At 55.9% G+C, this 17,201-nt stretch carries 14 protein-coding genes; 8 read left to right on the top strand and 6 right to left on the bottom strand.

The genetic code is table 11. The features are described 5' to 3' along the window. From ACPUC8_RS24960 to ACPUC8_RS24980, 5 genes are read right to left on the bottom strand one after another with little or no spacing between them, the layout of a single operon-like run. Positions 1-966, bottom strand: a complete 966-nt coding sequence (locus ACPUC8_RS24960; protein ID WP_039328882.1) for a Csu type fimbrial protein — start codon at positions 964-966, stop codon at positions 1-3. Beyond that, entirely contained in the window at positions 963-3,398 is a 2,436-nt protein-coding gene (locus ACPUC8_RS24965; protein WP_494927669.1) for a fimbria/pilus outer membrane usher protein, read from the bottom strand. The genes ACPUC8_RS24960 and ACPUC8_RS24965 overlap by 4 nt, the downstream gene beginning before the upstream one ends. Beyond that, positions 3,398-4,096: a fimbrial biogenesis chaperone gene (locus ACPUC8_RS24970; RefSeq protein WP_418903646.1), complete on the bottom strand. Its 699-nt coding sequence runs from the start codon at positions 4,094-4,096 to the stop codon at positions 3,398-3,400. The genes ACPUC8_RS24965 and ACPUC8_RS24970 overlap by 1 nt, the downstream gene beginning before the upstream one ends. 25 nt (positions 4,097-4,121) lie before the next feature. Then, positions 4,122-4,634: a Csu type fimbrial protein gene (locus ACPUC8_RS24975; RefSeq protein WP_039328878.1), complete on the bottom strand. Its 513-nt coding sequence runs from the start codon at positions 4,632-4,634 to the stop codon at positions 4,122-4,124. A gap of 22 nt (positions 4,635-4,656) precedes the next feature. Beyond that, complete coding sequence (locus ACPUC8_RS24980; protein ID WP_039328877.1) at positions 4,657-5,226, bottom strand: spore coat protein U domain-containing protein; 570 nt, start codon at positions 5,224-5,226, stop codon at positions 4,657-4,659. Positions 5,227-5,774: 548 nt separating this feature from the next. Here ACPUC8_RS24980 and ACPUC8_RS24985 point away from each other — a divergent pair. The 3 genes from ACPUC8_RS24985 to ACPUC8_RS24995 all read left to right on the top strand — a co-directional run bounded on the left by ACPUC8_RS24985 (position 5,775) and on the right by ACPUC8_RS24995 (position 11,645). Next, positions 5,775-7,877 (top strand): putative bifunctional diguanylate cyclase/phosphodiesterase, encoded by a 2,103-nt coding sequence (locus ACPUC8_RS24985; protein ID WP_494927670.1) that lies wholly within the window; start codon positions 5,775-5,777, stop codon positions 7,875-7,877. A gap of 160 nt (positions 7,878-8,037) precedes the next feature. Continuing rightward, positions 8,038-10,128, top strand: coding sequence for a putative bifunctional diguanylate cyclase/phosphodiesterase (locus ACPUC8_RS24990; RefSeq protein ID WP_494927671.1), 2,091 nt, complete (start codon positions 8,038-8,040; stop codon positions 10,126-10,128). A gap of 86 nt (positions 10,129-10,214) precedes the next feature. Then, the gene (locus ACPUC8_RS24995) at positions 10,215-11,645 is read left to right on the top strand and encodes an aminotransferase-like domain-containing protein (RefSeq protein ID WP_494927672.1); all 1,431 of its coding nucleotides are present in this window, start codon (positions 10,215-10,217) and stop codon (positions 11,643-11,645) included. 75 nt (positions 11,646-11,720) lie between these two features. Here ACPUC8_RS24995 and ACPUC8_RS25000 read toward each other — a convergent pair whose 3' ends face one another. Continuing rightward, positions 11,721-12,203 carry a YlaC family protein gene (locus ACPUC8_RS25000; RefSeq protein ID WP_039328872.1) on the bottom strand — a complete coding sequence of 161 codons (483 nt, stop codon included), beginning with the start codon at positions 12,201-12,203 and terminating at the stop codon, positions 11,721-11,723. 252 nt (positions 12,204-12,455) lie between these two features. Between ACPUC8_RS25000 and ACPUC8_RS25005 the strand changes: the two genes are divergently transcribed. The 5 genes from ACPUC8_RS25005 (at position 12,456) to ACPUC8_RS25025 (ending at position 17,079) form a co-directional block, all read left to right on the top strand. Next, entirely contained in the window at positions 12,456-13,070 is a 615-nt protein-coding gene (locus tag ACPUC8_RS25005) for a cupin domain-containing protein (RefSeq protein WP_039328871.1), read from the top strand. Positions 13,071-13,195: 125 nt separating this feature from the next. Then, on the top strand, positions 13,196-14,635 hold the full coding sequence (locus ACPUC8_RS25010; RefSeq protein ID WP_494927673.1) for a circularly permuted type 2 ATP-grasp protein: 1,440 nt from the start codon (positions 13,196-13,198) through the stop codon (positions 14,633-14,635). Beyond that, the gene (locus ACPUC8_RS25015; RefSeq protein WP_494927674.1) at positions 14,629-15,558 is read left to right on the top strand and encodes an alpha-E domain-containing protein; all 930 of its coding nucleotides are present in this window, start codon (positions 14,629-14,631) and stop codon (positions 15,556-15,558) included. Before ACPUC8_RS25010 ends, ACPUC8_RS25015 begins: the two co-directional genes overlap by 7 nt. Beyond that, positions 15,555-16,355, top strand: a complete 801-nt coding sequence (locus tag ACPUC8_RS25020; RefSeq protein WP_494927675.1) for a transglutaminase family protein — start codon at positions 15,555-15,557, stop codon at positions 16,353-16,355. Before ACPUC8_RS25015 ends, ACPUC8_RS25020 begins: the two co-directional genes overlap by 4 nt. 19 nt (positions 16,356-16,374) lie before the next feature. After that, positions 16,375-17,079, top strand: a complete 705-nt coding sequence (locus ACPUC8_RS25025; RefSeq protein WP_039328866.1) for a proteasome-type protease — start codon at positions 16,375-16,377, stop codon at positions 17,077-17,079. Positions 17,080-17,201: the final 122 nt, after the last annotated feature.

The raw sequence follows: 17,201 nt of genomic DNA on the forward strand, positions 1-17,201 counted from the left end.
CTAAAACGATAAATCCACCACCACACTATCGGTATAGCTGCCTGCGGCAGGCGTATTCTGCGTGGTCAGGATTTGTGCCGTGTAGGTAAAATTGCGCGTAATGAGATCGCTGTTCAGCGATGTCGCGCTTGCGCTACTCCAGCGATCGGTGCCCGTGGGTCCCCAGCGAGTCGTGGTGGTGGTTCCTTTATAGATGTCATAGGCCAGCCGGTTTGTGCCGCTCGCCATCTGGCGTGTCGTACCGCTGTAATAACTGCCGTTGCTCAGTCCCACCGTGAAGGTACTGCCTTTAGAACACACCACGTTGATGGTTTGCTGCACGGTAGAGAAACTGCCGACCAGCGGCGCACTGCCAAAACTGACGTTGGGTGCGGTGATGGTGGTGCAGTCGTTCGTAAGGACCAGGTTAACCGCAAACGTCATGGCTGTGCCGGTACTGGTTTGCACGGTGCCAACGCATATCCCCGCTACGTTGAGGCCCGCACATACCGTGTAGCTGACGGTTATCGTCACCATCGTGGTGTAACTGCCCGCCGCCACCACCTGTCCCGGTACGGTGCGGAAATAGAGTGGAATGTTGAAGTTCAGGCTGTTCCCCAAACCCAGCAGTAGCGAAGAACTCCAGGTATATTTCCCACCCTGCTGCAGTTCAGTGGCGCAGGCGCTGTCGATGCATATCTGAAACGGGATAGTATCGGTGCCGGTACTGTCGGTTTTCAACGCTGCGCGCGTGCCACTCAGATAGGTTGAGGTGGTAAAGGTGTAGGCCACATTATCGGTGCCCAGCAGCGACAAGGTGCCTGAACCACAGTTAACGTTGGTGATGGTTGAAGTGCTTTGCGCGGTTGAGCCGACGGCAAAGGTGGTAACAGAGCCAAAGGTCGCCGTCGGTGCCGATAAGCTACACAGCGCGTAGCTGGTACCCGGCAGAATAAACAGCGCCAGCAACAAAAGTAGCTTTCTCATGGTGAAATCCCTGACTGTGAATTATTCGCCGAACTGATTGCTGATCCTGGCGGCGGCGGGGGCAGAGCACAGGTGAGCGGTCCGTAGGTTTGCAGCGCTTTGGGCTGGCCACCCTCAATGGTCAGTGTGGTATCGCATGTGCGGCCATCCGGTGTGACCACGTGAATGGGGTTATCACCGCTGAGATTCTCCATCCAGACAATCCCGTCCCAGCCGACATATTCGGTCGCCTGGCTGGGACGTAAAACCTGGCTGGAGATAGGGATCGGCTGACCGTCGCTGTCGTGGAGCACCACGCTGGCAGCACGCAGACGCTCGACCGGGAAGTGAAGCAGGTAACCGCTTTTCCGTTTCACCGCGAAGCGTTGTTCCACTTTGGGCGCGGTTCGGTCAGCGGGTAAATCCAGGGTATCGAGATCGTATTTCGCACCGTAATAACTGCTGATCGAGGGCACCAGCAAATAGCCCTCTTTATCGGTGCGTCCCATTGACTGGTTCTCATAGCGCACCGTCACATCCGGATAATCGGTTTTCACCACCACAAAGGCATCGTTGATATCGTTGGCGGCGAAGACGCGATTATCCATCAGCACCAGTGATCCCGTTAAATCTGCCCACTGCGTGGTGTTGTCGTTATCCCCATAGAAACCGGCAGAGGTATCAATTTTGTTATTGCGATAGCGCAGGCTCGCCTGGCGATAATCTCCGCTATCGCCGCCCTGATTGGCCCACGCAGCATCGTAAGCAAACCCGCCGTCCGTTGGCATGGCGCGTGAAACGTAGACGCGCTGGTTATTGCGGCCTTGTTGATCACGCTCATAGCTGACAGAAGCGCTGCTCTGCTCACCGAAGGGAATGACGAGGGAGATCGCGCCGCTCCAGTCGCCTTGCTCCTGATCGCGGCTGGCCGAGATATACAGGCTGCTGTTGCCCCACAGATTCTTACTCCACGACAGGTTCCACAGGCGGGTGCGGTCGCCAGACCCGCCAGCGATATCAAAGTAAGCCAGACCAAGGCTGCCGTATTGGTTGAGGGAGACGCTGGCAGTATATTGCGCACTGCGCCGTGCCAGCGAGTAGCTGGTATTGGCGCTGTCACCACGGCTGCCCACCAACGCCAGGTTGCCGAAATCAGCCGTTCGCAGCGTGTGTTGCGTCCCTAAACTGAACCAGCTGTTGTTGTACTGATAGCCCCAGCTGTATTGCGTGCCCGGTTTACCCTCCATCTGGCTCTGCGCCAGTGCACCGTTCACCACGCCCCAACTGCCAATCTTCACTAATCCTCCGGCTCCCCCCATCGCCACGCTGTCGCTGCCCTCGGCATGGCTCTCTAATGTCAGCCAGTCGGTTAAGCCATAACGATAAGACCCGCTGGCGGCTGCCGCCCCGTAATCGAAGTTTTGCAGACCGTAGTTTTCACGAATCGCACCGGCAGAGAAGGAGTAATCGGATAAGCCCTGACGCAACAAACTGCTGGAAACATAAAACGGCAGCGTGGTCGTCACCTGGCGTCCCACGGCATCGGTAGTGGTGATCACCGCATCGCCCGCGCCATTAACAAACGGGACATTGGTCAGCGACCACGGGCCCGGTTGCACATTGGCCTGGGTGCTGCGATAGCCGTTGATAAACAGATCAACCGACGAGGGAACGGCAGCCTGGCCAGAAAATGCGGGCAGGGGATAGGTCACCAGATCAGGGCGCACGCTAAAATCACGCGCGATCTGAATCCCGCCGAGACGCACGCTGTTGCTCCAGCTTAGCGCGTCAGTGACCAAATCCCCGGCGCGCCAGCTGATGGCATCATTTTCATCTTCGTTACTGAACCAAGTGTCGTAGCGGATGTAGCCTTCTTGCTGACCGCTCACGCCACCTTCAAGCTGCTGGGTGTAAACCCCGTTGGTGGAGAACTGTCCCACGGGGCCGAAGAAGCGCAACTCGTTCCAGCTGGAGAGGCGCGAACCTGCGTTATCCGTGCGCGTCGCGTAGAAATCGTAATTGAGTAAGGCACCGTTGCTGGAGCGTCCCGGATAGCGCGGACCCCGCTGATCCTTCCCAATCACCTGGCCGGGTAACCAGGCGGGGGGAACCGTGAGCAGCAAGCGTTGGCGGCGCTCGTCGTAATCCACCTTCACGTCCGCCAGTTTATTGATATCGACTTGCTGGCCCTGCAGCTTCTCGGCGGGAATACCCACACGTTGCAAATCGCCGCTGCGTACCCAGAAATCCCCGTTTTTTCGCTCGACCGGTACGATGTCACCGCGATCGCTCTGGTTAACCACCAGTTCCAGCATATATTGCTGGCCGCTGGCGTTATTCTCCATGGCAGGCGGGGGCGGCAGCTCGGAGAAGGTTTCCGCGCCGCTGGTCTGGGGGCTGAGACAGAGTACGCTGGCAACGGCGAGCGCACAGGGATGTAGCGTAAACCTCATTAGCGCGCGGCCGCGCTGCTCCAGTGGCCTTTATTCACCTCGGCCGATAGCTCGCCACTCACGCTACTGGTTAACGGCCAGCGGTTGCTGCTATTAGCGAGCACATAGCCAAACAAGCCATTTCCGATGCGACGGCCACCGATAGTGACATTACTTAACCGCGCATGGCCATTACCCCGGTTAGTGAGTTCTAGCCAGCGTCTGCCACCGCTGTCAATTTGTTGCCAGCTGAGCTGCGGTTTCGCACTGTCACTGGTGACGCCGTTACCGTAGACAAACAGCGGGACCGAATAGCGCATCTGGAAGGTCAGCCCCGCCTGATTCTCACCCGGGGTGCGTGGCGTCGGGATTTCATCCAGCACCACACGGTAGGACATTTCACGCCCTGCTTCAGGTGGCGTTTGTTTGATCAAACGAACCAACTGTTTCTGACCTGGCTCCAGGCGCACCATGGGTGGGCTCGCCACCACCTGCTGCTGGGTTTGATACTGCTCCTGACCGCCGACTTGCAGCCAACTGAAAATGCGGACCTGCATGATCGTGGTGGCGTTGCCGCGGTTTTCCAGCCACAGCTCGCTGGCCTTATCTTCGGGATTTATCGCCGGATCGATTGGCCAAATCATCAGCGAATTGGCCGCGTGGGCGGCGGGGATCAGGGCCATGACAAACAACAGTGACAGGGCGCGCAGGTTCATGATTATTCATCCTTCTTTAATACTTCCATCACCAACTCAGTGTGACGGTTAAGGTGTCGGTATAAGTCCCGGCGCGCGTCGGGCCGGGCAGCGTTAACAGGCCGTAAATCGGCAAAGTGATGTTATTGGCGTTGCTATAGCTCAATGCCACAGCTGTATTCACCGGTATCGCGGTGGTATGCGCCGCATTGGTATACAGGCTATAAGCCACGGTATTGGTGTTACCGGATATCTTGAGATTGCGGGTGGTGGTGTAATTGCTGCCGCCGTTGATGCTCATGCTCACGGCGGTGCCTGGCGTACAGGCGAGGGTGATAGTGGTGCTTTGCACATAGCTGGCGCTGACACTGCTCGACGCCACGCCCGACTGCGTGCCGAAATTAAGCGTGCCAAAAACCCCGGTATTGGTACCGGAAACCACACAGCCTGCCACCACTGACGCAGAGACCTGAAACGTTGCCGTTGGCAACGCCCAGGCGGAGACGCTCCCTATCAGCAGGGCCAGGCCGCCTACACTGTGCACCCAACGCACTACGGCCACCCTGATTACCCCAACCGATCCCTTAGTAATTCACCGCCACGTTGATGGTATCGGTGTAGGTCCCCGCTGGAATGAGTGGGTTAAAGCCACCCCCAACCACACGACCATAGATGGCGTAATTGGTGCCCAGTGTCGGGTCGGTGGTGCCGCTGGCCGCTATGTTGGTGTTATTGGCAATCGCGGTGGTGAAGGCGGCGTCGCTGTACAAGGTATAAGCAATGCCTTGGGTGTTGTTGGAACCGAGAATTAAATAGCGCGGCTGACCGCTCACCGTGCCATAGATGGTGGCGGGCGCGGCATTACTGCTGGTGACCTGCACGTTAAACGTTTGACCGGTGGTGCAGCGCACATAAATACCGTTACCCGATGCGCCCACTAAGGTGGCGTTTAAGGTATCAAAGGTTGCCGCACTACTACCAAAGTTCAGGGTACCGAAGTTGACGCCGGTGGTGGCTGACTGACCATTCACCAGACAACCGGTGGTGAGCGTCAATGTGGCATTGATGGTTCCCGTAGTGGTGGCGGCAAAAGCAGCGGTGGGTGCGAGCGCGACGCTCAGGCTGGAAGCCAAAAGAAAAAGCTTGAGTTTCATAATCATTCCTTACTGATTATCCAATGTCATTGCTTTTTCACCTGGTGATTCATTTATGTAACGAATCCGAATTCAAACAAGAGCCGCGATCGGCTGCACTTCGTAAGTGCCCGTCACCTAGGAATATTCTTAGATTGTGGGTTGATGATTTATATCAGTTTTCTTTACTATAGATCAGCAATTCAGCAGTTGTGATGCTGCGCTTAGTTTTTTCACTAATCAATTCACACTTTTCGCCGATAACTCAGTGACTACAAGGGGTAGCGACCTGTTAAAAAAACTAAACAACGAGTGATTTAACCCTCTACCGCGTCTCACGGTTCAATGCTATGTTCGTGCATTAATCAGATATTATTAATTTTTCTGACTGCGACAGATGATGAAAATAAAAAAACACAGCGCGGTGATTCCAGAATTGTCTGGATCGGCTCCTTACTCTGCCTCACTGCATGCGGTCATTAATCGCCCTTAATCGATGTTCGAATACTCTTTGACCTTTTTTGACGATACAGCACCTGCTCCGCAGCGGGCTGAGCTTAGGAGCGCACATGCTGCTGGTTACCTGGGATAGCGTTCTGGTGACGGTTTCACTGATTGTGGCCTTTATCGCCGCGTTTACCGCGCTGGACACAGCTGGGCGCGTTGCGGTTTCGCGCGGCTGCCTGGCGAAGATGTGGCTCGTGGGCGGCGGCACCGCGATGGGTATTGGCATCTGGGCGATGCACTTCATCGGTATGTTGGCGATGATGATGCCAATGACCATGCGCTACGACATCCCCCTCACGGTTATTTCTCTGGTGGTGGCGATCCTCGCCTCTATTTTTGCCTTTGCGCAGGGTGTTCAGGGCAGCCATCTGACCCGTCGTCGGCTGATACGTGGCACCTTGATACTCGGCAGTGGCGTGGTGATGATGCACTACATCGGCATGAACGCCTTGATGATTGAGCCCGCGATCCGCTGGGATGCGTTGTTAGTGGCGGTGTCGGTGATCATTGCCTACGTCGCCTCTGGCGCCGCATTGTGGCTGGCTTTTCATCTGCGCCAGGGCGAAAGCGTGCTGATGATGCGCGTTTGTGCCGCGTTGGTGATGGGCATTGCCATTGCGGGCATGCATTACACCGGCATGGCGGCGGCAGAGTACAGCATGCCGAGCACCATGATGCAGCATCACGGCGTCAGTGAAGATGGGTTGGCGGTGTGGGTGACCATCATTACGCTCACCATTCTGGGTTTAACGCTGTTGGTCTCGATGCTGGATGCACAACTGCGTGCCGCGCGTCTGGCTGCCAAACTCAAACGTGCTAACAATGAACTGCGTCAGTTGGCGATGCATGACAACCTCACCACGCTGCCTAACCGCGTACTGCTGGAGCAGCAGCTCAACGAGCAAATCAAGCAGGCTACTTTACAAGATCAAACCTTTGCGCTGATGTTCATGGATCTCGATGGCTTTAAAGCCGTCAACGATACCTGGGGACATCATGTAGGTGACCGTTTGTTGATTGCGGTGGCGAAGCGGCTGCGTGTGCAGCTCAGTGACGACATTTTCCTTTCCCGACTCGGCGGTGACGAATTCGTGCTGCTGTGTCCGCAATACAACGCTTTGCAGGCTTCAGCCTTGGCGCAAAGGTTGGTGAATACCATCGATTTACCCTTTGAGCTGGATCGCTACTCGCTGCGCGTATCGTTGAGCGTCGGTATCGTCACCTTCCCAGAACACGGTCGCAGCCAGCAGGAGATGATGTTCAACGCCGACTCTGCCATGTATCACACCAAACACAGTGGCCGTAACGGCTGGTGTTTGTTTGAACCGGTGATGAGTGCCACGGCACAACATCAGTTGGCCTTGGCCAATGACCTGTGGAATGCGCTGGAGCACCAAGAGATGTGCCTGTTCTATCAGCCAAAATTCCGCGCGGGCGGTACGGTGTTGATGGGTTTTGAGGCGCTGTTGCGCTGGCAGCATCCGCGCCGAGGTTTGCTGATGCCCGATATGTTCCTGCCGCGTGCGGAAAAAACCGGGCAAATTGTCGCGCTGGGTAACTGGGTGATCAATGAAGCCTGCCGTCAGTTAAAACAGTGGCACAGTGAAGGCAACAGTGACTGGAGCGTGTCAGTGAACCTCTCCGCGCTGCAATTTCATCAACGGGATTTGATCGACAGTTTACAACTTGCATTACAACGCCATCAGTTGCCGGAAGGGGCGCTGATGCTGGAGATTACCGAAAACATTGCCATGCGCGACCCGCAATTTAGCCAGCAGCGCATAGCCGAACTGCATCGCCTGGGGGTGAAAGTCGCGATTGATAACTTTGGTATTGGTTATGCCAATCTGCTGCATCTCAAACACCTGGAAGCCAGTGAACTAAAAATTGACCGTGCTTTTGTGAATAGCCTGCGCGCCGACAGTGAAGACGCCACGGTAGTGAGCGCGATGCTGACGCTGGCACAAAGCCTGAACCTGCGCATGGTCGCGGAAGGCGTCGAAACCGAGGAACAGCAACGTTTACTCACTGGTTTAGGTTTTGACACTTTGCAGGGCTATTTGCTGGGCAAACCGACGCCCGCTGAGCGAGTGGGTGAATTTACCGCTGCGCTTAATATGCCGCTGCCCTTTGCCGATAACGTCATGCCACTGGCAGGCGCATAACAAACAATTTTTATTTTCTTCCACATCGGAAGGTTTCATCGTTCAAAGACTCAAATCGGCAGTGATTCTGCCGATAATTTCAACAATAAAACCAATAGCCTTCATTTTTCTTTCATAATACCACAGCTGATTTAAAACGGCTTTAACTTGGGAAATCACTATGTTAGTGACTTCGTATGATTCGTTTACCGTGATCGTCTCGATTCTGGTGGCGATGCTGGCCTCGTTTACCGCATTAGATATGGCGGGACGCGTGGCCTCCTCAACCGGCAAGGTGGCGCTGGTTTGGTTGTTGGGCGGTGGATTCGCCATGGGCGTCGGCATCTGGGCGATGCACTTCATCGGCATGCTGTCGATGAGCCTCGACATGGTGATGAGCTACGATCCGATGCTGACGGTGACCTCCATGATGGTCGCCATTCTGGCCTCGATCTTTGCCCTGTGGCTGGTCTGTTCCTCAGCGGATTTACCCTGGAAACGCTTAGTGGGCGGCGCCTTCGTGCTCGGTTCTGGCGTGGTGGCGATGCACTATACCGGCATGGCGGCCCTGATGTTCGCACCGGGCATTACCTGGAACTGGAATTGGGTAGCGGCTTCGGTGGTGATTGCCATGGTGGCCTCTGGCGCAGCATTGTGGTTGGCCTTCAACCTGCGCGAAGGTCACGGGCGCGTCACCTTGTTGCGCTTGGGTGCATCGGTGGTGATGGGCTGCGCGATAGCCGGTATGCACTACACCGGTATGGCGGCGGCGTCTTTCCCGATGCACAGTCACGCGACGCATATGGGCGTTAACAGCAACTGGCTGGCGATTGTGGTCACCGTCGTCACCCTCGCAATTCTCGGTATCACGTTGCTGGTGTCGATGCTTGACGCCCGCTTGCAGGCGCGCACCTCGATCCTGGCGCATTCCCTTGCCGAAGCCAACCGTGAACTGGCACAGCTGGCGCTACACGATAACCTGACGCGTCTGCCCAACCGCATACTGCTGGAGGATCGTCTGGAGCAATCCATCAACAAAGCCAACCGTGAAAAATCACAGTTTGCCTTGATGTTTATGGATCTGGATGGCTTCAAAGCGGTCAATGACGCCTTTGGACACCACGTGGGGGACAATCTGCTGATCGCCGTGGCCGAACGCATGATTGGTCAGATGAAAGGGCATTACACGCTGGCGCGCATGGGCGGCGATGAGTTTGTGCTGTTGATTGAAATCGACGATCCCAACGATGCGGCAGCTGTAGCGGATGCCTTGGTAAAAGCGGTGGACCGTCCGTTTGATATCTCCCGCTATGAGTTAATGGTCTCGCTGAGTATCGGTATCGCGGTCTATCCTGGCGATGGTAAAGATGATCGCGAGCTGATGTTCAATGCCGATGCCGCGATGTACCACACCAAAAACAACGGGCGTAACGGATACAACTTCTTCCAGCCATCGATGAATACGCTGGCGCAGTCACAGCTGCAGTTGAATAACGACCTGTGGCAGGCGTTGGATAATGGCGAACTGCGTTTGTTCTACCAGCCGAAATACTGCGCGCCCAGTGGCCCAATTATCGGTTTTGAAGCGCTGTTACGCTGGCAACATCCGACTCGCGGGTTACTGGCTCCCGACAAATTCCTGCCGATGGCCGAGAAGACCGGCATGATTATTAATATCGGCAACTGGGTGATTGATGAGGCTTGCCGTCAGTTGCACAGCTGGCACATGCAGGGCCATCCGCACTGGTCGGTGGCGGTGAATCTCTCTGCGCTGCAATTTGAGCAGTGCAATCTGGTGGAGACCGTCACGCAGGCGCTGGCAAAGCATAAGATTCCCGCTGAGTTGTTGACGCTGGAGGTGACAGAAACCACGGCGATGCGCGATCCGGAAGAGAGTGTGCGCATCCTGACCGAGTTGACCAATATGGGTGTCAAAGCCTCGATCGATGACTTTGGTACCGGTTATTCCAGTCTGCTCTACCTCAAGCGCCTTCCCGCGAGCGAACTGAAAATCGACCGCGCGTTCGTTAATGAACTGCAGGCCAAATCGGAAGATGCCACCATCGTTTCTGCTATTGTGGCACTGGCGCAGTCGCTGGACCTCAAAGTGGTAGCCGAAGGGGTGGAAACTCAAGAGCAGCAAGCGTTCCTGACAGGCCTCGGCTGCGATACGTTGCAAGGCTATCTGCTCGGCAAGCCGGTACCGCCAGAGCGCGTTCACGAGCTGGCCAATTTTGTAGAGGAAGAGCTGGAGTTGGTGCGGCTGCCTTGATGGCGTGGTGATGCCCCTCTCCCGCTTGCGGGAGAGGGTTAGGGTGAGGGAAAATAGCCGCACAAATCCCAAACAGCGGAGGTCGGGTGGCGAAATACCAGCAGTTGGTCGATCAGTTACGGGCACAAATCGAAGCACGCATCTGGCCGCCGGGAGAAAAGCTGCCGTCGCTACGTCAGCAAGCGGAGCAGAGCGGGCTTAGCCTGATGACGGTGATGCACGCCTACGAAGTGCTGGAGAGCCAGGGCTGGATCGTCTCTAAGCCCCAGTCCGGCTACTATATTGCCCCGCGCGCCGCTGAAAGCCGTCCACGTTTACCCACGCAGGCCATTGCCAGAACTGAGCAGGCAGACACCAACAGCTTCGTATTCGATGTACTGCAAGCCACGCGCGATCCGGCCATTATTCCCTTCGGCTCGGCGTTTCCCGACCCTGAACTCTTTCCGCAGCGCCAGCTGATGCGCTCGCTGGTGAAAGTCTCGCACAATCTCAAGCCCTCTGACGCACTCAACAATCTGCCGCCGGGGAACGAAGCGCTGCGTAAAATTCTGGCCCAACGTTACGCCCAGCAAGGCATCACCTTATCACCCGACGATATCGTCATTACCAATGGCGCGATGGAAGCCCTCAATCTCAGTTTGCAGGCCGTAACGGAACCCGGTGACTGGGTGGTGATTGAGAACCCCTCTTTCTACGGGGCATTGCAGGTGATTGAGCGCCTGAAGCTGAACGCCATCGCCATCGCCAGCGACGTCGAACAAGGCATCGATCTTGATGAACTGGAGCAGGCGCTGCAACGCTGGCCGGTGAAAGCCTGCTGGTTGATGACCAACCGCCAAAATCCGCTCGGCTTTACGCTGAGCGTCGAACGTAAGCAGCAACTTGTGGCTTTGCTGACGCGGCACAAGGTGGCGATGATTGAGGATGACGTCTACAGCGACCTCTACAATGGTCACGACAAACCCCTGCCCGCGAAAGCTTTTGATCGTGAAGGGAATGTCCTGCACTGCGGCAGTTTTTCAAAAAATCTGGTGGCGGGATTTCGCGTCGGTTGGGTGGCGGCCGGACGTCACGCCCAGCGCGTGCAGCGGATTCAGTTGATGAGCACGCTCTCCACCAGTGCGCCGATGCAGCTGGCGCTGGCCGATTTCCTCAGCACCCGCAGCTACGATACCCATCTAAAGAAGCTGCGTCAGACGCTGGCAAAGCGTAAGCAGCAGGCGCAGCAGGCGCTGCGCCGCGTCTTGCCGATTGAGGCGCACATCAGCGATACGCCCGGTGGCTATTTCCTGTGGATTTCACTGCCCGAGCAGATCAACACCACGCAGCTTTATCATCTGGCCTTGAAAGAGGGCATCAGTATTGCGCCGGGCCAGTTGTTCTCCGGCAGTGAAGGATTCAGCCACTGCTTCCGATTCAATACCGCCTGGCCGTGGGATGCACGGGCCGAGGCGGCAGTGGAGACGCTGGGCAAATTGATTGCTGAACTCAGGTCGGACAGCTCTACTGAATCGTAGCGGCGCCATTTATGGCGCATCTGACTGCGAGGGTATGGCTCAACTACGCGCGATAAATCGCGCCACGACATCCCTTTAAACCGTTGCCGCCTGCTGGTGGCCCCAGGTCAGATAATACACATCGTAAAAATCGACTTCGCCTTTCTGTTTCATCAAACGATCGATACCACTGCGCACGCGATCGGGCGTGCCGGGATGGTCGACAATTTTATCCAGCGCCTGCTGTGAAACCGGCTGTACGTAATACCATTCGCCGTTGTAGCACACCCGCAGATCCAGCGTATCGATATCTTCGAAGCGGTATTTGGGGTTGATGTCCATCAGCATCAGCACACTCATCACCAGCACAAACGCGGTGGCAAACCAGAACGCTGGCCAGCCCAGCATCTCAGTGGAGAAAATCAGCGCCACGCACAGCGCGTAACACAGGTACATCACCGCCCAGAGGCCGGGATGGGTTTTGAGGAAAGAAAAACTAAAGCGCGGCAGATTATCGCGCTGGCCTTCACGGTTCAGCGTGGCGATCTCATCGAGCAGGATTTGTTTGATCGTGTCCATTGTTCACCTCTCATTATCACTGCCTGCCAGTTAATCACATAACAGTGAAGTGAATCAGATACAGATCTGGGATGTTTTTATATAACAGTTTAGGCTTCTCTCCCTCACCCCACGAAATGTTAAATTTGTTGCCAACTAATTTGGCTTTAGTAAGGTAAATCATTCTTTTATGTGAATTTTGTTGGTGGGCGCACATTGCAATGCCCCTGGGCTTTGCCACAATTAAGCAACGTGGCTTCCCGGAGAAAGAGTATGACTGCCAACACTTCCAGCCTGCTGTTACTGATGTCTTTCGCCGCCGGTACCTTTTCAGCAGGTTCATCCAGCAATCCGCAGCATTTGATGCTGTCGCTGCCGTCGGGCGGCATACCTAACAATCTGCTGCCGCTGATCATCTGGCCTGGCATCGCACCAGACTATGATGAGGAACTGCAGAGCGACAGCGCGGCCTGGTTCGAGAAAACGTTTAGCGCCAACGGCTGGCCTGCTGCGTGGCGCGCGCCAATCTACCCTTACACCCATTACCACCCCAATACCCATGAAGTGCTGGGCATTGCATCCGGCTGGGCTGAAGTGCTGTTCGGCGGCGACAGCGGCCGCATGGTGACGCTGCGCGAAGGCGATGCGGTACTGATCCCCGCAGGTGTCGGCCATAAACAGGTGTTCGCCTCGGACGATTTTTTTGCCGTTGGCGCCTATCCTGAAGGAATGTCGCCAGAAACCGTGCGTGATGAGCCTTCTCGTTTACGTGCCGCGAAAGATCAGATTGCGCGCGTACCGCTACCGCATCGCGATCCTTTTACTGGCGGCGATGGGGCGATGACCGATATCTGGCTGCCAGTTGCGCAGCAGTTGATGCACCAGTAAGGTGCAACACCACCGTTATCCGGCGCTGCTCCGCTATTGGGGCGCGTGTGCCGTTGCGGGCGCGAGCCTCTGGCACACTTTGTGCAGGAGAGGAGATACGTCCTCTGACAAGCGCCGGGTAAATCATGAAAGAAAGCTACCAGATAGCGTCACACTTCTATGATGAGATGTTGCTGAGCGACGGCCAACACCGCGCGCACTATCAGCATTACTGGGAATGGTTACAACAGGCGGACAAAGAGGCAGTGGCGCGTAAGCGCGAAGAGGCGGAATTATTGTTTCATCGCGTGGGCATCACCTTCAACGTCTATGGTGATGATGGCGGAGCGGAGCGTTTAATCCCGTTCGACAGTGTGCCGCGCATCATTCCTGCTCGCGAATGGTCGATGCTCGATCGCGGCATCCGCCAGCGTGTGCAGGCACTCAATGCCTTTCTGCACGACATCTATCATCAACAACACATCCTTAAAGCCGGTATCGTGCCTTCCGAGCAGGTGCTGGTGAACGATCAATACCAACCCTGCATGCAAGACGTTGATCTGCACCGCAATATCTATGCGCATATCACCGGCGTCGATATGGTTCGTAATAATGACGGTGATTATTACGTGCTGGAAGACAACCTGCGCACGCCGTCTGGCGTCTCCTATATGCTGGAGAACCGCAAGATGATGATGCGCCTCTATCCGGAGCTGTTTATCGAACAGCACGTGGCCCCGGTGGAGCGTTATCCTTCACACCTGCTACAAACGCTGCGCGAAAGCTCCCCAGTCAACGACCCCGTGGTGGTGGTGCTGACGCCAGGCCGCTTTAACAGCGCTTACTTTGAACACAGTTTCCTCGCCCAGCAAATGGGGGTGGAGCTGGTGGAAAGCGCCGATCTGTTTGTGAAAGATGGTGCAGTGATGATGCGCACCACCGCAGGACCCTGCAAAGTCGATGTGATCTATCGCCGCGTGGATGATGCCTTCCTCGATCCTTTGGCGTTTAGGCCGGATTCAATGCTGGGCGTGCCGGGCTTATTGTCGGTGTATCGATCCGGCAACGTGGTGCTGGCCAATGCCATCGGCACCGGCGTAGCGGACGATAAATCGATCTACCCTTACGTGCCAGACATGATCCGCTTCTATCTGGATGAGGATCCGATCCTCAACAACGTGCCGACCTGGCAGTGCCGCAAACCGCAGGATCTCTCCTACGTGCTGGCGAATCTCAACAAAATGGTGGTGAAAGAGGTTCACGGCGCAGGGGGTTACGGCATGCTGATTGGCCCGGTTGCCAGCCAGCAAGAACTCAGCGATTTCCGCGATCGCTTAAAAGCGCGACCGGCTAACTATATCGCGCAGGACACGCTCTCCCTCTCGACTTGCCCGACCTTTATCGACAACGGCCTTGCGCCACGCCACATCGATTTACGCCCCTTCGCCTTGAGTGGCGCGGATATCCGCATCGTGCCTGGCGGCTTAACCCGCGTGGCGTTGACGGAAGGTTCGCTGGTGGTGAACTCATCGCAGGGCGGTGGCACCAAGGACACCTGGGTTCTGGAGGATGACGCATCATGCTAAGCCGCACGGCCAGTGGCCTTTACTGGATGGCGCGCTATCTGGAGCGCGCAGAACAACTTGCCCGGGTGTTGGATGTCACCAACCGGCTGTCGCTGATGCCGGTACGCAACAGCCACGGTGATGAACTGCTGTTGCCGCTGAATCTCACCGGTACACGACAACAGTTTGAAACCCTCAACGGGCGCTTCACCATGCCGCAGTTGTTTAACTTCTTTGCCCTAGATGACCGTAATCCCAGCAGCATTTTCAGTTGCTGGCAGGAGGCGTGGAACAATGCGCACGCGGTGCGCGGCAGCTTGTCATCGGAAGTGTGGGAGAGCATCAACTCCACGTGGATTGAGATGCGAAACACGCGGCGTCGCGGCATCACCAGTGCCAATGCCGACAGCTTTTTTGACTGGGTGAAAGAGCGCTCCCATCTGTTTCGCGGCGCGATGTTTGGCACCCTGTTGCGTGGGGATGCCATGAGTTTTATTCGCATCGGTACCTTAATGGAACGCAGTGACGGCACCGCGCGTTTACTCAGCGTCAATCAGCAGTTGCTGGAGCAGAATCCCGATTCGGTGCGTGAATATTATTGTCTCGACTCGTTATTGCGCGCCGTATCGGCCCGTGAAGCCTACAACGCGATCTTCAAGCAGCAACTGATGCCGGATCTGGTCAATGAGATGCTGATCCTGCGCAGCGAAAGTCCGCGATCGCTGCACTCCTGCATTGAAGAGATCGCCACGCAGCTGGAGCAGATCGGCAGCAGCGGTGAGGATCGCCCGCGTTATCTGGCCACGGTGCTGCTAGCGGAGATGCGCTTTAGCACCTGGGAGAGCCTGACGCGTGAAGGGTTGTACAGCTGGCTTAATCACTTTCTTTCGCAGATCAACGCGTTGGCGGAAAGCATCAATCAAACCTATCTGGAGGCGAAATGAGACTGAATATCGAGCATAAAACCTGGTATGCCTATGAGCAGCAGGTGAAACTCAGCACCCAGTATCTGCGCCTGACGCCGCAAAATTCAGTGCACCAGCAGATTCTGTCGTGGGATCTGGATTTGCCCTGCGAAGCCACGCGCACTCTGGATGCTTACGGCAATGTGATGCATGTGTTAACCCTGGATACGCCGCATCAGCAGTTGGAAATTGCGGCGCGCGGGGTGGTGGATATTCTGGATACCGGTGAACTATCGCCGGATCCCGAATGCACCTTGTCGCCGTTGGTGTTTTTGCGCGCCACACCGCTGACGCTGCCGGATGCGGCGATTCGTGATTTCGCGCTGCGCTACTGGCATGCGGAGAAGCCCCTCGCCAGCCTGGAAAAGCTGATGGGCGAACTGTTGCTGAAAATGCCTTATCGGCCAGGTAGCACCCAGGTGAGCGATGCCGCAGCGAAAGTATTTGCCGCCGGTAGCGGCGTTTGCCAGGATCACAGCCACGTGTTTCTGGCGTGCTGCCGTAGCCTCGGGATCCCCGCGCGCTATGTCAGTGGTTATCTCTATACTGATAATGTTGAACACGTTGCCACCCACGCTTGGGTAGAAGCCTGGATGGATGGCAATTGGCACAGCTTTGATATCACCAATAATACTCGCAGTACGCGCCAACATTTGCGTCTGGCGGTGGGTGTGGATTATCTCGATGCTTGTCCAGTGCGTGGTATGCGACTGGGCGGCGGCGGTGAAGATATGCTGGCGGTAGCCGCGGTGCAGCAGGTGCATCCGCAGCAGTAATTTTTTTGTAGGCGTGACTATGACTTATTGTGTGGCAATGCGTTTATCGTCAGGGATGATTTTTGTGTCGGATTCACGCACCAATGCGGGCGTCGACCATATTTCCTCGTTCCGTAAATTGCACGTGTTTCAGGTTGATGATGAACGCACTCTGGTGCTGCAAAGTGCCGGAAATCTGGCGACCACGCAAAGCGTCATGAGCCTGCTGCGGCGCAACAGCCATGACAGCGATCAGCCCAATTTGTTGAATGGGCGATCGCTGTATGACATTGCGCTGCTGGTGGGTGAAACCCTACGTGAAGTGATTAAACGTGATGGCGAAGAGTTTGGCGGCACGCTGCTGTTAGGCGGCCAGATTCGCGGTGAAGAGCCGCGCCTGTTTCAGATCTATCCGCAAGGCAACTTCATTGAAGCCAGCGTGGATACACCCTATTTCCAGATTGGTGAGAGCAAATACGGCAAGCCAATTATTGACCGGGTGCTGCGCTATGAAACGCCATTGAGCCAGGCGATGCAATGTGCGCTGATTTCAATGGATTCAACGCTGGCGAGTAATATTTCAGTGGGGCTGCCACTGGATGTGATGATTTATCACACCGATACCTTCAGCGACAACGAGCAGTATCATATCACTGAGCAGCATCCCTATTTTTCGCAGATTCGTCAGCTGTGGAGCAAAGGTTTGCTGAGCGTTTTCTCGCAGTTACCGCCGTTGAAGCTGTAATTCCCCCTGTGTGACTAGCGCTTTCGGTCGCCATAAATGGCGACCCTTATATCTCGATCATTCTCCTCCGGGTGCTATGATCCCCGACTGATCATCGGGAAGTTGCTGGTGAGATGGGGGCG

Source organism: Pantoea sp. CFCC18177, assembly GCF_059412425.1.

Bases quoted from the DNA above. Each gene is read 5' to 3' on its own strand.
- ACPUC8_RS24960 (WP_039328882.1), bottom strand. From the start codon at position 966: ATGAGAAAGCTACTTTTGTTGCTGGCGCTGTTTATTCTGCCGGGTACC.
- ACPUC8_RS24965 (WP_494927669.1), bottom strand. From the start codon at position 3,398: ATGAGGTTTACGCTACATCCCTGTGCGCTCGCCGTTGCCAGCGTACTC.
- ACPUC8_RS24980 (WP_039328877.1), bottom strand. From the start codon at position 5,226: ATGAAACTCAAGCTTTTTCTTTTGGCTTCCAGCCTGAGCGTCGCGCTC.
- ACPUC8_RS24985 (WP_494927670.1), top strand. From the start codon at position 5,775: ATGCTGCTGGTTACCTGGGATAGCGTTCTGGTGACGGTTTCACTGATT.
- ACPUC8_RS24990 (WP_494927671.1), top strand. From the start codon at position 8,038: ATGTTAGTGACTTCGTATGATTCGTTTACCGTGATCGTCTCGATTCTG.
- ACPUC8_RS25000 (WP_039328872.1), bottom strand. From the start codon at position 12,203: ATGGACACGATCAAACAAATCCTGCTCGATGAGATCGCCACGCTGAAC.
- ACPUC8_RS25005 (WP_039328871.1), top strand. From the start codon at position 12,456: ATGACTGCCAACACTTCCAGCCTGCTGTTACTGATGTCTTTCGCCGCC.
- ACPUC8_RS25010 (WP_494927673.1), top strand. From the start codon at position 13,196: ATGAAAGAAAGCTACCAGATAGCGTCACACTTCTATGATGAGATGTTG.
- ACPUC8_RS25015 (WP_494927674.1), top strand. From the start codon at position 14,629: ATGCTAAGCCGCACGGCCAGTGGCCTTTACTGGATGGCGCGCTATCTG.
- ACPUC8_RS25020 (WP_494927675.1), top strand. From the start codon at position 15,555: ATGAGACTGAATATCGAGCATAAAACCTGGTATGCCTATGAGCAGCAG.
- ACPUC8_RS25025 (WP_039328866.1), top strand. From the start codon at position 16,375: ATGACTTATTGTGTGGCAATGCGTTTATCGTCAGGGATGATTTTTGTG.